This window comes from Lewinella sp. (assembly GCF_050633125.1).
In the GTDB taxonomy this organism is placed as follows: Bacteria; Bacteroidota; Bacteroidia; order Chitinophagales; family Saprospiraceae; genus Lewinella.
This window is the reverse complement of record NZ_JBOEFX010000102.1, coordinates 1-16,540: the sequence shown is the minus strand read 5'-3', so window position 1 is coordinate 16,540 and position 16,540 is coordinate 1. Positions and strand designations below refer to the sequence as shown.

7 protein-coding genes are annotated in these 16,540 nt (G+C 47.4%); 6 read left to right on the top strand and 1 reads right to left on the bottom strand.

Going from position 1 to position 16,540, the window contains the following annotated elements:
* Positions 1-31: 31 nt before the first annotated feature.
* The 4 genes from ACRBG0_RS20935 to ACRBG0_RS20920 all read left to right on the top strand — a co-directional run bounded on the left by ACRBG0_RS20935 (position 32) and on the right by ACRBG0_RS20920 (position 5,780).
* Positions 32-2,917, top strand: coding sequence for an ATP-binding protein (locus ACRBG0_RS20935; RefSeq protein WP_431488801.1), 2,886 nt, complete (start codon positions 32-34; stop codon positions 2,915-2,917).
* A gap of 220 nt (positions 2,918-3,137) precedes the next feature.
* Positions 3,138-4,421: an ester cyclase gene (locus ACRBG0_RS20930; RefSeq protein WP_431488800.1), complete on the top strand. Its 1,284-nt coding sequence runs from the start codon at positions 3,138-3,140 to the stop codon at positions 4,419-4,421.
* A gap of 97 nt (positions 4,422-4,518) precedes the next feature.
* The gene (locus ACRBG0_RS20925; RefSeq protein ID WP_431488799.1) at positions 4,519-5,235 is read left to right on the top strand and encodes a DUF4440 domain-containing protein; all 717 of its coding nucleotides are present in this window, start codon (positions 4,519-4,521) and stop codon (positions 5,233-5,235) included.
* Positions 5,236-5,261: 26 nt separating this feature from the next.
* Positions 5,262-5,780, top strand: coding sequence for a tetratricopeptide repeat protein (locus ACRBG0_RS20920; RefSeq protein WP_431488798.1), 519 nt, complete (start codon positions 5,262-5,264; stop codon positions 5,778-5,780).
* Positions 5,781-6,114: 334 nt separating this feature from the next.
* Here ACRBG0_RS20920 and ACRBG0_RS20915 read toward each other — a convergent pair whose 3' ends face one another.
* Positions 6,115-10,332, bottom strand: coding sequence for a hybrid sensor histidine kinase/response regulator transcription factor (locus ACRBG0_RS20915; protein ID WP_431488797.1), 4,218 nt, complete (start codon positions 10,330-10,332; stop codon positions 6,115-6,117).
* A 368-nt stretch (positions 10,333-10,700) separates the two neighbouring features.
* On the opposite strand from ACRBG0_RS20915, the gene ACRBG0_RS20910 reads away from it, so the two are divergent.
* Both ACRBG0_RS20910 and ACRBG0_RS20905 read left to right on the top strand, forming a co-directional pair.
* Complete coding sequence (locus tag ACRBG0_RS20910; protein WP_431488796.1) at positions 10,701-11,423, top strand: YybH family protein; 723 nt, start codon at positions 10,701-10,703, stop codon at positions 11,421-11,423.
* 19 nt (positions 11,424-11,442) lie between these two features.
* On the top strand, positions 11,443-16,540 hold a 5,098-nt coding region (locus ACRBG0_RS20905; RefSeq protein ID WP_431488795.1), incomplete at its 3' end, for a right-handed parallel beta-helix repeat-containing protein.

The following is a 16,540-nucleotide window of genomic DNA, read 5'->3' as shown; positions in this document are numbered from 1 at the left end:
ATTTTACGAAAGGATTGCACAAAACACTGGTATGCACAAGCATAAATATGCTATTTTTTTTGGGACGCTGTTGTTACTACTGGTCAGCTGCCAGAAGACTGATTTTTCGCTGGCTGTACCTAGTAGTATCCCGCCAGTGGCGTTGCTGGAGCAGGATCAGACGAATTACAAGCTACGAACATTCACTCAGGTCTTAGCCGATAGCACGGGGAAGTATACGTTGGACGATGTATTGCAGCCCGCCCGACAAAGTGAATTCTTGCTTTATGAGGACTATCCTCTTCCCATGCAGAATTACCAGTACTACTGGGGAAAAATTCAGGTGGAAAACCGTCTGTCAGAAGCGGATCAATATGCTGAATGGGTTTTTTCTTTTTCCGATACCTGGTCTGTTCTGGATGTTTACCTCCCCACCAATGACGGTTCTTGGGAACGACAACCTAGTGGTGCTTTTACGCCTTACTCACAAAAAGAATTTGTGCCTACAACAAGAGGCAATTTGGTCAAAATAATCTTACCGCCCGGAGAGATCGTGACCGTGTATTTTCGCGGTATCAGTAAACAGGAAGAAATTATCCCTTCTTTTTATCTCTTTGCTCAACCGCTTGATGATTTTTATGATAAACTGGTGGTCGACAAAACGGGCAACTCGATTTTTATTGGGTTTTTATTGATGATGCTGTTTTATAACCTGATTGTCTATTTCTTTGACCGCGACCGCAGTTTTATCTTCTATTCTGGTTATATCCTGGCGGTGGTGTTATACGTCAGTTTCTCGTCCAGTGACCTAACCGATTGGTTGGAAAATGTCTTATTTACCGAGTATCCGGCGTATTACAGTTTATTCAAGCTGGTCTTGTTTTTGGGGTTGATGTGTTATCTCGCGTTTATACGTACTTTTTTGGATTTGGAGCAGTTATTACCCCGGTGGGATCGTTATTTTAAAGGCCTTGTTTATTTAGGAGCTCCGCTAATAGTACTGTCTGTGGTGCTATCTTTTTATTCTAATTTTAGCTATAAAGTGGAAGATAAGGTGAGTATGTTCTACATCGCCTTAGTGACACTTTCTTGTTTGTTATTTCTTTTTCCTTTGTACAAAACCAGGGATACAAAAGGCCGGTTTGTGGTGGTGGGAATTGCGATCATCACCTTAGGTTTCTTCCTGACGCTGCTCTCGCGATTGCTGCCCACACCTTATTCTATTTTCTATTTACAAATAGGAGCAATTATTGAGGTGATCGTCTTTTCATTGGGTTTAGCTTATCGTCAACGACAGCAGGTTCAAGCGGGGGAGCAAGCCAATTTTGCGCTCAAGGAGAGCCAACTCATCCAGGAGAAAAAGCAACTGGAGGCTGATCGCCTGAAAGAACTCAACGAGTTCAAAGCCCGCTTTTATACGAATATTACTCACGAATTTCGCACTCCGCTAACGGTAATCATGGGGATGAGTGAGAATATCCAAGGCCATCCAAAAGAAAAAACACTGATCAAGCGTAATAGTGCTAATCTCTTGCGGCTCATCAATCAATTGTTGGACTTATCGAAACTAGAGTCCGGTAGCCTGACATTGAACCCGGTACATCAGGATATCATTGTATATCTGCAATATTTGACCGAATCTTTTTATTCCAACGCTGCTCAGAAAAAAATTCGTCTGGTTTTTCATTCAGAAGAAAACGAGGCAAGGATGGATTACGACGAGGGGATCATCCAGCAAATCGTTTATAACCTACTTTCCAATGCGTTGAAGTTTACGCCTGAAGGCGGTAGGATCATCTTCCACGCTAGTAAAATCGAGCATAAAGGGCAGCCTTTGCTTAAATTGAAAGTCAAGGATACGGGGCTGGGGATTTCTCCCGAAAATATCGACCATGTTTTCGACCGTTTCTATCAAGTGAATCATGCTGACAACCGGGAAGCGGAAGGAACGGGTATTGGCCTGGCCTTGACCAAAGAGTTGGTGGAGTTGCTGAACGGCTGGATAACCGTAGAGAGTGAGCAAGGTGTTGGTACCGAATTTGTCCTTTATCTGCCCATTGAAGCTAAAATAGCAGCTACACCAACGCGCGCGCCTAAAGCAGCTTCTCTGCTACCGGGAGAGGAGACCCTGGATTTAGCTATTTCAGTTGAGCTGCCAGACGAAACACCAGGAGCCGGTACTTCGGAACTTCCTGAGTTGTTGATCATCGAAGACAATAAGGATATCATTACCTACATTAAAACCATTTTGGGAGGGCAGTATATTTTCCATACAGCCAAGAATGGAGTATTGGGCATCGAACAAGCACGTGAAATTATTCCAGACATCATTATCAGCGATGTGATGATGCCCGAAAAAAATGGTTATGAGGTGTGCGAAACATTAAAAAAGGACGAACGCACCAGTCACATCCCAATCATTTTGCTGACCGCAAAATCTACCCAACAAGACAAAGTGCAGGGCCTATCCTTCGGCGCGGATGCCTACTTGACTAAACCTTTCGACAAAGAAGAACTGATTATCCGGCTGAAAACTTTAGTAGCAGTACGCCAACAGTTGCAACGACGCTATGGCGAGAGTGCCGCAAGTATAGCTGCCAATGCTGCAGCTCCTTCCATAGAAGACACCTTTCTGCAAAAGTTGCATGAGCACATTCATGCTCAGCTTAATAATTCTGAGTTTGGAGTGCCCCAATTGGCAGCTGCCAGCCATCTCAGCCAAATGCAACTCTACCGCAAACTCAAAGCGCTGACGGGCAAGACACCTTCTCAATTTATCCGTTCTTATCGCCTGAATCAAGGTCTTGAATTGCTAAAAGAAGGCCAGTTAACCGTTTCCGAAGTGGCTTACGAGGTAGGTTTTTCCGACCCCAGCTACTTTTCCAGAACCTTTCAGAAGGAGTTCAGGAAAAATCCTAGTGGTTTTTTAAATACTTGATAGTCATTTGTTTAGCACTTATTTTGCGAACTCTTGTAAGATAAGTCCATCTCTTTTTTTCCTTCTCGTAAGATAAGTCCCTGCTTTTGTAAGATAGGTGAAAGGCATCTCACTGTCTGGCCTACACCTTTGTAGTGTCAGGAAGGAATACGATTTCTTCCATATTACTCAACACGATTTTACTAAAGCCTCACCTATGAAATCTTTAAAAAATATTCTAATGAAAAAGGGCTCATTTTTCCTGCTGCTGCTATGCACCACCTTCTACACCCATCTACAAGCTCAATCAATGGCGGATGAAGCTGCGATGGCGACCGTTGCCTACGATTTTATGCGGGCCTACAACCAGCAAGATGCTACCGCCCTGCAAAAGCTCTACACCGAATTTGCGACCCGGATTGATCAGGAGGGAGAAAAGCTGGTGGGGGCCAACCAAATTGCTGCTTTCTTTGCCGAACAATTCAAGCAGAACGACGCTACCGTATTCGTCCGGCATTCACAAATTAGTTGGTCTGATCGGGAACACGCCTTTGTAGCCAGTGGTACTTACGAGGTTTTCGGCAACCTTAAATCAGATGGTAGTGCCATCCATTTCACTGGTAGATATTACAATTCTATGATTGAAGATAAAGGCCGCTGGCTGATCGCCAAATCTGTGCACCTGCCACTGGAGACCGAGGAAACGGGCCAAACCGAAATGGAAGGAAATATAGAATACTACGAAGCCCTTTGGGACAGAATTGTGAACGGCGGCCAAATAGACGAGATCAATGCCGACAACTTTGATGAGAACATTGTGATGATAGCCAGCCCGGAGAATGTGGTGGGTGTTGCCGCTTTCAAAGCATACTACAGCAACTTTGTAACGGGCTTCTCTGAAGTCAGATTTAAGGTTGTAGATGCCTTTGGAGAGGGCGATAAAATCGTCAAGCACTGGACTTTTAAAGGTAGGCATACGGGGGATTTCTTCGGTATTCCTGCCACAGGCAGAATGGTTGATTTGGAAGGCACCACGCTGGCCATCATGAAAGACGGGAAGATTACTCAGGAGCAGGACTTTTTCGATAATATGGCTTTCATGCAGCAGCTGGGTATCCTGTCTGACCCCGGCAATGTAGCTGTTGTCGAGGGCTTGTATAACTCATTCGCAAGTGGAGATATACCGGGGGTACTCGGAGTACTGGATGCTCAGGTAGTATGGAACGAGGCGGAGGGCAATGCCTTAGCAGTGGGTAACCCCTACGTAGGCCCCGATGCCGTTCTGAACGGTGTTTTTGCAAAGATTGGTGCGGAACACGAGTACTTCAACCTCAAAGATATCCAGCTGCACGAAATGGTCGGCAATCAGGTACTCGCTACCCTCCGCTATGATGCCAAACGCAAAAGCAACGGAGCGCTCATCGACGCTCAGGTGGCTCACCTGTGGACACTCCAGAATGGCAAGGTTACGGCTTTTCAGCAATACGTCGATACCAAGCAGTTGGCAGATGCCGCCAGTAAATAGTTGCTCTCCTGAAATGAACAAACACCAAGTCATGAGCGACAACCATTGGCATTAAAGACCAAAAAATTTTATAAACAACCATATAAATATCATAATAATGAACAACCTAGATTATCCCGCCAACTTACTGAATTATACGACCATACATGGGGTAAAACCGGAGACAATCTCGGCTATAAAAGAGCTGGAAATCTTTTCCCAGGGCTATGTATCTGCTTTCAATGAGCAAGATGCTGCTAGTCTGAGAAAAATGTACAATGAATACGCTGTCCGGATAGATAGAGACGGCAAGGAAATGGTTGGAGGTAACCAGATTGTCTCCCACCTGATGGATCCAGGGCAGCCCAAGAATGTCAACTTACGGTTGCGGCCAACAATGGTCATTAGGGTGCAGGGCCAGAGTGGCTATGTCGTTCGTGGGACTTACGAGATTGTCGGAAAGACAATTGTTTATGACATAGATATTCACACCATAGGCACCTACACCAATACCATGGTAAAGTACGATGGCCGCTGGCAAATTGCTAAATCCGTACTCGCCCCTCTCGTCAAAACGCTTGTCCATCATGAGGTAGAAGACTTTTACAAATGGAAGTCGGGCTTCGAAGCCGGGGAAGCTTCCCGGATAGAAGCTGGTGAAATCAGCTCCGAAATCGGTACCCTGCGCGATGATCCTAATATGGTGTACATCCTTAGTGAATGGTCCTCCCTTGAGAATTTTCAGGCCCTGATGGCTAACCCGGAAATGGGGAAAGCCATGCAGCAAGCTGGTGTGACCGGAAAGCCGACGGTTCTGATCCTAGATCGTCAATAATCTTTAACTATTAAAAACCTATTATTATGAAACTCCTATTATCATCAATGCTTCTTTTTCTGGGCCTTACTACTACACTAGTTGCCCAACAAGTTCGCTTTTCTCAGTCTCATCCCTCTGCTGCCTCGAGGGCAGAATTGCACCAGGCTTATATGGAAGGCAATATAGATGCCGCCTTGGAAGAACGATTAACGCTGACCGAAACTGGATATATCGCTCCGATTGAGTTGAATTCCAAGCTGATAGAAACTAGTTCTGACTTTTATCCCGATTTCAACAGCATGGGTTACTACTACCTGGAAAACCAGCAGTTGGAAGAAGCCAAGCAGGCTTTTTCAATCTACCTGACGATGGCCGCCCAAGATCCCTACGCTTACTACAGTATGGGCGAGTACTATCTGGTGACCAAAGAGTATGACAAAGCTGCTCAATACTTTGATCAAGCTACCGCATTGGGCATGGAGCGGGCACAAGAGCGCGCCGCCGCCGCTCGTGATGAACAGCTTAATAGTATCGTAGAAGAACAAAAATCAGGCTGGGAGTAGGTGTGCTGCCCTTCTTAGTCAACCTAGAACCCCTATTAAATTATAAAAGTCATGAACATCGCTCAGCTACCCGGTTGAAGTAACCAAAAACTGGACGATCAATACTTTTCTGGAAGGCACCGTGATCGACCTGAACAACACCTACTACAGCTGCCGCTTGCAGAACAGTATTGCCCAACCAGTGTTATTACTGGTTATTATACCGAACTGGAAACCGTGCGTAGCATGGTGATAGAAGAGCCTGCCCAACCGCTTTATAAGCATTCCGATTTGAGTTACATGCCAGCGGAGCTGGACGAGGAAAAATGGCCGACCCCTACTATGAGGTTATCACCTATCGGGTTTCTGCCGACCTCCAGGCCATCGGCGTTGTGCCATATTCTTTTTTGAAGACTCGGGAAAAATAACTGGGGTCATTGAATCCACAGTCATAGGAAATAGCGGTTATACTCAGATCTGATGTAAGGAGTAGTTTCCTTGCCTTTTTTAAGCGCAGAAAGCGAATGAAATGATTGGGAGAAACGCCTGTTAGCGCATCTAGTTTTCTTCTTAGTTGGGAGTGGCTGAGGTGCAGTTCTCTGGCCAGCTGTTCTACGGTAAAGTCCAAGTCTCCGATGTGTTCTTCAACGATGGCTATTACCTTGTTTACAAAGGGGGCATTTGGAGTGTTTTCAACGGAAGCACTTTCAATAGATGTTTCTGGGGGTGCCAAACCTGCTTGTTGTTGGTGATGCCGGCGTAGTTTATTTCTAAGATCCAGAAGATTATTGATGAGCAAGAGTAGCTCTTGCTTATCAAATGGTTTGGGCAGGTAAGCGCTGGCACCTAATTCAAGGCCTTCTATTTTACTGCTAAAATCTGTTTTGGCCGTAAGGAGAATTACGGGAATGTGATCCGTAAGCTGATTTGCTTTAAGGCGACGACAAAGCTCAAAACCGTCCATAACTGGCATCATTACGTCGCTGATGATGAGGTCAGGGATCATTTCCATAGCGACTTCGAGGCCTTCTTGCCCATTTTCGGCAACTGCGAGCTTGTGGTCTGGCAAGCAAGAGGCCACGTAGGCCACCACATCAATATTGTCTTCTACCAGTAAGATTTGAGCGGGCTTTGGGGACTGCCGTGGCGTGGCGGGCGTAATGGTTAATGCTGCAACACGGGACTCGGTTGGTTGAGTAGTCCCCACAGCCTTTGCTACCCCCTTATTCGCTGGTGTAGAAAGTCGTTCTTTGCTACTCTCCTCTGATGGCTGGTCGTAGGGAAACTCCAGGATAAATTCTGCACCCCGATTAGAGCCTATTGGCGGACTTTGCACGGTGATTTTTCCTTTCATTAACGTAACCAGCTCTTTCACCAACGCCAACCCGATGCCTGTGCCCTCGTATGCGCGGGTGATGGTATTGTCCACTTGATAAAAACGTTCAAAGACCTGATCTAATTCCTCCTGAGGGATGCCCCGCCCCGTATCCTTGATCCTGATGGTGACCACGGCTTCTTCCTTTCTGATGCTAAAATAAATGTGTCCGCCTTCCGGCGTAAACTTAAACGCATTAGAGATTAAGTTAGAGATCACCTGCTGCAATTTATCCGCATCGAAGTCCATCATTAATATATCTACTTCGGGTAGAAAATGCAGTTGAATATCTTTATTATCTGCTAATGAGAGGAAGGATTCGATAAGGTTTCGTAAAAAAGTGATGACGTCCCCTTGTACTAATTCGAGGGTCATCTTTCCGTTCTCCAACTTGGATAAGTTGAGCATTTTGTTGACCAATCCCAAGAGGTTTTGACCATTACGAATAATGAGATCCAGCCCGTTTTCTCTTTTTGAGGGTGCCTGCTCTTTGATCTGTTGGGCCATGCCCAGGATGATCGTCAGTGGGGTACGGAACTCGTGTGTCATGTTAGTATAAAGCTGGGTCTTGAGCGCATCTAAATCTTTCATCCGCTCAGCCTCTTTTTTTTCGTAAGTAAGCTGTTGGTGCAAGCGGGCACGATTAATAGAAAACTGAAAATACTTCCAGATAATCGTTCCTAAGATTAACAAATAGGAGGCATAGGCCCACCAGGTTTTCCACCAGGGCGGTAAGACGATAATGGATAAGGTGGCTGTTTTGTCACTCCAGATCCCGCGACTATTGGTGCCCTGAACCCGGAAAGTGTAACTACCGGGCGAAAGATTAAGAAAGGTGGCCGAACGGTGAGTAGAAGACTCTACCCAGCTATCATCTACACCGACCAGTTGATAGCGATAGCGATTGAGGGCTGGAGTATTAAAGTCGAGGGCAGCGAATTCAATAGTTAGGATGTTTTGTAAATGGGTAAGCGTAATTTTTTGCGTGGTTTCCGGCGTGTTTTTTATGATCTCCACCTTATCCTTGGGACTGATAGGGTTATTGTTGATCAGAATATCGGTAATGTAAACTGGTGGGTTAAAATCACCAGCTACGACCTCGCTAGGATTGAAAATAGTGATTCCATTGACCCCTCCAAATGCCAAGTCACCATTCGCGAGACGTGCATAGGCACCGATGTTGAACTCGAGCGCTTGTAAACCATCAGTAGTGGAGAAATTGCGAAAAACATAGGTGGATGCTTCGGGGGAAAGGTGCTTATTTCCTGCTAACTCATCACCTTTAGGTGAGGCAGTGTCGAAACTCAGGCAAAAAATACCATTGTTGGTACTTCCCCACAAATTACCCTCATCATCAGACAGGAGGCCATAGATCACATTGTTTGGTAAGCCATCTTCTTGAGATAAGCGTAAAAAGGTGCCGGATTTTTTATCTAAACGATTAAGCCCTCCCCCTTTGGTTGCTACCCAAAGGTAACGATCGGGCTGGTGGGGATCGGCTAAAAAACAGGTGACGTGATTGTAGCTTAGAGAGCTTTTATCTCCGGGAAGGTTAGCGTACCTGGTTACCTGGAGGTCGCCTCCAGACGGTAAAGAACGGACACATTTCGTAATTCCCTGTTTGGTGCCCACCCATAGAACTCCCTGGGCATCCTCGTAAAGTGCACTAGAGCTTTCTTGCGAGAAAATCTTTTTGTCCATGACTCTAGGGCCGTGATTTTTGCCATCCGTTAGCTGATAAGATTCGATCTTTTTCGTTTGAGGATCAATACTCGTGAGTACTCCATTGTAGCCAGCCATCCAGATCATGCCATCCTGGCCTTCTATCATCGGCTGGGTGTCATAGTGGTGCCAGTCCAATTCATAAATATGCGTAGCTCCGGTGCCGGGGTCGTAGCTTTTTATGCTAAAATCATCCAGCTCAGGGGAGGGTTGTCGGAGCCAGTAGTGCCCTGATTTGGTAAGAATTAAAAAGTCAACAAAAAGAGATTCATTCTCTGGCTGGAAGGGATTACCTCCTAGTTTCGTACCATTTTCCTGATACCACGCAGCATCATAGCTCAATGCGTAGATGTCGTCATCGAGCATTTGGGTGATTTGGCGAATCGAAATTCCCGACAGGTAATGCTTAAAAAGCATCCGGTTCGGATTAATCTTGTACAAGCCATGACCGTTGGTGCCTAACCAAATGAGACCGGACTGATCGATGATCATTGACCGTATGGGGTAATCGTCGTTAGAAGGAGTATTGAGTTTCCATTGGTAAAGGATACGCTCGGTCGCTTGTTCTGCAGATTCCTCAGCTTGCCAATCTGTAAGTTGCAGGAGGAATAAAGTGTCGGGTGTCACGAGCCACATGTTTGCTTGGTCGTCCATTGTGATAGTTACGGCCTTCCTAAAGGGAATGGGAAAGCGATGGGCATTCGTTCCATCCCAATGAAACAATGGCTGACGAAATCCACAAGACCATAATGAGCCATCCGGTGGAGAAAAGACCGTGCCAATAGAGTACCCTGAAAAGGCTGGCGTTAAAGTGGCTGTTTGTACATTTAATTGAAAAAGGGCATTCTCTCCACCCACCCAGACGCGTCCTTTGGCATCCCGTGCGATGCCTTTAAGTTCGGTATGCAACCCACGTTGTTCTTCATCGGAAGTAGGCATGGATAAACGTACGACCGAAGGGGCTTTCTCAGAGCGAAAGAATTCTTCGTTTAACCGGAGAATGTTGATCTCGCTTTCTTCTATTCCCAGAACAAAATAGCCCAATGTGTCCTCAATAATGGTAGAGACGAAATTAGCCGATAAGCTTTGGGGGTCTTCCGGGGCGTGCTTGATGTGATGGAAGCGTCCACTTGCCTTATCATAAATGCTGAGTCCGGCGTTGTCTACTGCCGCCCAAATTCTACCCGCAGCATCTTCGAATAACGAGGTCACGGTATTCCCTGCAATAGATGAAGGGTCGTCGGGGTCATTCGTAAAAACTTTGAATTGATAGCCATCGTAGCGGTTCAACCCATCCTTGGTCGCCAACCAAAGGAAACCTTCTCTATCCTGGAGAATATCGAAGATCAGCCCCTGAGAAAGACCTTGCTCGGTAGAGATGTGCTCTACAAATAAATCTTTTTGCGCCATTGACGCTAAAGGAAAAAGGAGCAACAGACCAAATATAACCGCCCATGTTGTGGTAGATGCCTTCATGATAGAAGAAAGGTATCACTATTTATTTCTAAAAATAAGCCCCGTGTACAAAAAGCACTACCTGTGCAGGAAATGTCCTAACGTTTATAAAATATGTCCTGGGCGCTCGAAGCGCAGGGAACCGATGGTGCAAGAGTTTATGGTGTTTCATTGACGTAAGGATTGATCCAAAGCGATCTAAGTAAACCGATAAAAATCAGTGTTTTGGCACTTATATTACAAGGGTATGTAAAATAAGTCCTAGTCGTTTATTCCTTTTTGTAAAATAAGTCCGGGCTTTTGAAAAATAAGTGAAAGGCTTTTTCCTCGCTTACGCTGACCTTTGGGAGGTTGGAAATATTCCAGGTTTGACCACTCAACATTCACCTATGAGGAATTATTTTTTCTGCACAGTGCTATGCTGTGCTTTCTCTTTCATTGGTCTACAGGCCCAAACGGCATCGGATGAATTCGGGATACAGGTCTTTACCCGAAATTTCATGGCAGCTTATAATAAGCAAGACCTAGCCGAACTTCAAAAAATGTATACGGATGCTGCGACCTACGTAGCTACCGACGGTGAAGAATTCTATGGTCCTGAGCAAATCGCTGCCGCTTTTGGCGAGCAATTCAAAGCCAATAATGTCACACTGCTACTCCGGCAAACCCAGATCGTCTGGTCGGATATTGAAGAGGCCTTAATTGCTATGGGCACCTATGAAATTTATGGCAGAACGAATGTCTATGACATCAACATCTACTCCACCGGAGTTTATGCCCATACGATGGTGGAATACAATGGCGAATGGAAAATTGCCAGGTCGGCGTTTAGTCCACTCGTCAAAGTGCTTGTGCATCATCAGGTAGCCGATTTTGCTACCTGGAAGTCTGACTTTGCTGCCGGAGCGTCCAGGCGTTCCGCTGCCGGAGAAATCGACGTTGAATTCGGCACGCTATACGATGACCCTAAAACGGTGTACGTCCTCAGTGAATGGATTTCCTTGGAAGCCTTCCAAGCCTATTTCACCGATCCCGAAACAGAAAAAGTCATGCGAGCGGCCGGGGTAACCGGAAACCCTACGGTCTTGATACTGGATACTAACAAACACTAATCTTAAAAAATTCATCCAAATGATATTACTATCCACCACAAAAAAAGCTGGCAGCCTCTTTGGCCGCATTGCACTGTTATGGGCAGTTCTACTGCTATTTCCTTTCTTCGGTACCACGCAAACCTGGACGCCCCAGGCCTCGGGGTCCACACAATACCTCCCTTCCAGTTGGGGTATTGATGCCAACAATGTGTGGATTGCGGGCTGGGGGGGGACTATCCTAAAATGGGATGGCAGTAGTTGGACGGGCCAAAACTCAGGTACCACTGCATTGCTCTGGGATGTCTGGGGCATTGATGCCAACAACGTCTGGGCAGTGGGGTCCAACGGTACCATCCTGAAGTGGGATGGCAGCAGCTGGACGACCCAAGTATCAGGTACTACAGAGTCCCTTTTGGATATCTGGGGCAGCGACGCCAACAACATCTGGGCTGTGGGCGGCAACGGCACCATCTTGAAATGGAATGGGAGCAGCTGGACGCCCCAGGCTTCTGGCACCACGCAGAATTTTAATTCTATATGGGGAGCTGACGCCAATAACATTTGGGCGGGGGGCGCGTTCGGCACTATCGCCAAATGGGATGGCAGCACCTGGGCAACACAGACACAACCACTGGGCGCTGGGGGAGCATTTTATGATATTTGGGGCAGCGACGCCAGCAATGTCTGGGCTGCGACCGGTGCGGCCATCCTGAAATGGGATGGCAACGCTTGGACGGTGCAGCCAACCCCTCCCAATCAATTCTTCCGTGGCGTTTGGGGAATTGACCCCTACAACGTTTGGGCAGTGGGTGAAAATGGTAATGTCCATAAATGGGACGGAATCACCTGGACGCCGCAAACCTCGGGAACGACGCAAATCCTGGTGAGCATATGGGGTAGCAATGCCGATAACGTCTGGGTAACGGGCGCAAATGGCACGATCCTGTATTCCAATGATCAGTCGATAGCCGCCCCACCTTGTAGCAGTATCCTCTACGTAAACGACGACGCGACGGGTAATAATGATGGCTCCTCCTGGACCGACGCCTTCACGGATTTGCAGGATGCACTGACAAGTACTTGTCCGGGTATTAACCAAATTTGGGTGGCGGAAGGCACCTACGTACCCGGCACCAACCAAGCGGATCAGTTTGAGATGAAAGACGGCGTCGACATCTACGGCGGCTTCCCGGGGTCACCAGGGCAAGAAGGAGACTTTGGCGTAAGGGACTGGGTGACCAATGTGTCCACCTTAAGTGGTGAAATCGGCACGGCGGGATTGGGTGATAATTGCACCAACGTCATCATTGGTGCAACAGCAGTATTAGATGGATTTACCATCAGGGACGCCAATGCTGATGGCATGTCTGTATATTTTGTCTCACCAACAATCGCTAATTGTGTTTTTACCGAAAATGGCAGCGACGGAATAGATGGTGGTGCGGGCATGGAAGTAACGAATTGTGCATTCACCAATAATGTTGAAAATGGCTTGAACACCTATGGAGACGAATCCATTTATACCAACTGTACGTTCTTCGGAAACGGAAATGTTGGAACAGCGTTCTCTTCCGGTTCTAATCCAACGTTGGTCAATTGCACTTATTCTGGAAACAATGCTGGTGGTTTGAGCGGATTTATCGGTGTCTATCCAATCGTAAAAAATTGCATCTTCTGGGGTGATGGGGGAAGTGAATTTTTAATCATTGGCGGCAGTGCCGACATTACTAATTCCATCGTGCAAGGGGGGTGTCCTACTGGCTCACTCGCTTATACCTGTACCAATGTGCTGGATGTTGATCCCCTCTTCGTTGACCAGGCAAATGGTGACCTTCAGCTCCAGGAATGCTCCCCCGCTATTGACGCTGGTGATGACAGTGCCAATACAACCTCTACCGATCTCGACGGCAACGACCGTACCTTCGAAGCTATTCCAGGTGCACCAACCATCGATGTGGGGGCTTACGAATACCAGGCGACACTTACGATCACCACTTACTACACAGACACCGATGGCGACGACTACGGCACTGGCACCGGACAAGATTTCTGCGAAGACCCCGGCCCCGGCTGGGCACTGCAAGCCGGTGATTGTGACGACAATGATCCTGATATCAACCCCGACGCCCCGGAAGTCTGCGACGGCGTAGACAATAACTGTATTGATGGGATTGACGAAAACGACATTTGTTGCCCTAGCGGTAATATCCTTTACGTGAACGATGATGCTTCTGGAAACAATGATGGCTCCTCCTGGGCGGATGCCTTTACCGATTTGCAGGATGCGCTAGCACTTACCTGCCCTGGCATCACCGAAATTTGGGTAGCGGAAGGTACTTACTACCCCGGGACCGCCCGCACCGATGCCTTTGTGATGAAAAACAACCTCGCTATCTACGGTGGTTTTCCAAATTTAGGAAACCCTGGATTGGGTGATCGTAATCCTAATCCTGCTGCAAACGGTACTCTACTCAGTGGAAACATTGGAAATGGCAGTAGCAATTTCGATAATAGTTACCATGTAGTAAATAATATTGGATTAAACGCTACGGCCCGTTTGGATGGCTTTACCATCTCGGAAGGAAACGCTAATGATAGTGGTTCCGGCATCAACACTAGGGGGGGAGGAATGCTTAATCAGGCTTCTTCTCCGACCATTACTAATTGTGCTTTTACAAACAATCTTGCGAGCTACGGCGGAGGAATGTTTAATGATAACGGCTCCTCTCCGGTGATTAACTATTGCTTTATTATGGGAAATACCGCTGCCTTTGGTGGCGGAATGAACAATTCTGCTGGTGCGAACCCCTCCGTTACCAACTGTACCTTCTCCGGCAATCAAGCTGGAATTGGTGGTGCTGTTTACAATAGCTTTAGCAGTAATGCCACGATCAGCAGTTGTCGTTTTATCACGAATACGGCAAATGAAGGAGGTGGAGTGTTTAGCAATGGTAGTTTATCGATCAGCAATTGTCTCTTTTTCGGAAACTCGGCGACTGGTGATGGTGGTGGAATGAGCCTCCTCAACAATACTACAGCTGTAATCAATTGCACTTTCTCAGGGAATTCTGCTAGTCAGGGTGGTGGCGTTTTTAATGAAAACGGCAACCCTAGTTTTACCAACTGTATTGTATGGTCTAACACGGGAGGAAGTATTATCAATAGCGGAACGAGCCCAGCAGTCACCCGATCTATCGTACAAGGCGGTTATGCTGCTTGTATCGATTGCCCGAATGGCAATGGTGACATCGACCCGCTCTTTGTCAGTGGTGCCGATTTTTACTTGCAAGAATGTTCACCGGCTATTGATGCCGGAACGGCTGCGGGGGCTCCCAATGACGATTTATACGGCAACTCCCGCCCCGTAGATGCTGCTCCTGGCCAGCCAGGCAATTTCGATATAGGTGCCTACGAATTCCAAGGTGCTACACCTGATCCTACAGCAGTTTGTGCCAGCAACTTGACCGTACAGCTCGACGCGAACCTCACCGCTACCGTCACAGTAGCACAAATAGTGGATTCTAGCGACGGCTGTGGCCCGCTCTCTTTCCTGATCGACGGTGAAAGCAGTCTCTCTTTTGACTGCGATGACGTAGGTCCGCAAACGGTGACGCTAGAAGTGACCGACCAGTTTATGAATACAGAGACTGTTACTTGTAGCTTCACGGTAGCGGATGATAACAATGTTTGTTGTACAGCATCCAGTATTACCAGCACCATGTTTAGCCCTGCTAGCATTTGCCCCGGTGATGAGGTAACACTGAGTGTCGTTGGTGACTTGGGGGATGGTACCACTTGGGTATGGTACGAAGGGGAATGTCCACTTGGGGCTCCTTCTCCACCTACAATCGTAGGCACAGGAGTAAGTGTCATGGTAACCCCATCGTTTTCTACCACCTATTTTGTCCGCGCTGAGGGTGGTTGTTTGGTCGACGAAGCCTGCACACAGGTAATAGTTGTTGTTGACGCCGTAGCACCTTCGGCTGTCTGCCAAAATATTGAAGTGTTCCTGGACACCAATGGCGATGCCAGTATTGTTGCTGCCGACGTAGACGGCGGCTCTGATGACAATTGTGGTGTAGCTTCCATGACGGTTGAGCCTAATACCTTCGATTGCGACGATACAGCCAACAACCCCAACGAGGTTACCCTGACCGTTTTTGACGGTGTGGGCAATTGGGCTTCCTGCATGGCCCAGGTCACTGTGCGCGACACGATTAGCCCGGTGCTCGTCTGCCAGGATATAACGTTCAACTTGGATACAAGCGGTCGCTATATGTTATTCCTTGGTGTGATTGAAAATATTATTATTCAAAGTAGGACAGATAATTGTGACGTGATTACCGGACAAGGAGGAATAGGCATACAGCCGGTAAAGTTTGAGTTTACCTGCGATGATCTCGGGGATAATGCATACACGATCATTTCAAACGACGTCAACGGTAACCAGGGAACCTGTGATATTACGATTACCATCGAAGACCCGTTGATGGCTTGTAATCGGCCCCCTGTCGCTGTTTGCCAACCCGTAACCGTTAACGCCGACGCCAACTGCCAGGCCGAGGTCGTCGCCATGGAATTCGATGACGGTTCTACCGATCCAGATATGGATATACTGACTTTTACCGCCAGCCCGGAGGGCCCTTATGGGCTGGGTCCCACCAACGTCACCCTAACGGTAAGCGACGGAATACTTTCGAGCCAGTGTATGACTACGGTGACGGTAATTGATGCCACACCACCTAGCGTTGATTGTCCGGCGGACGCCACCGTGGAGTGTGATGAATCTACATTGCCCTCAGCCACCGGCGTGGCTACTGGTATCGACAACTGTGGGATGACCACTATTTCCTGGGTTGATAATTTTGCTACAGCTTGTGGCAATACGGGGGTACTTACCCGAATCTGGACAGCTACGGATGAAGCAGGCAACCCATCGAATTGCACGCAGATCATCACGATCGTAGATACGACGCCACCGAACATCACCTGCCCGGCAGACGCTACGGTAGAGTGTGGTGATGCTACTGATCCATCAGCTACGGGCATGGCCACTGGTTCGGACATATGCGGCACGGTAGCGATCACCTTCAGCGACAGTTCCGTACCTGGTTGTGGCAACACCGAAACGATCA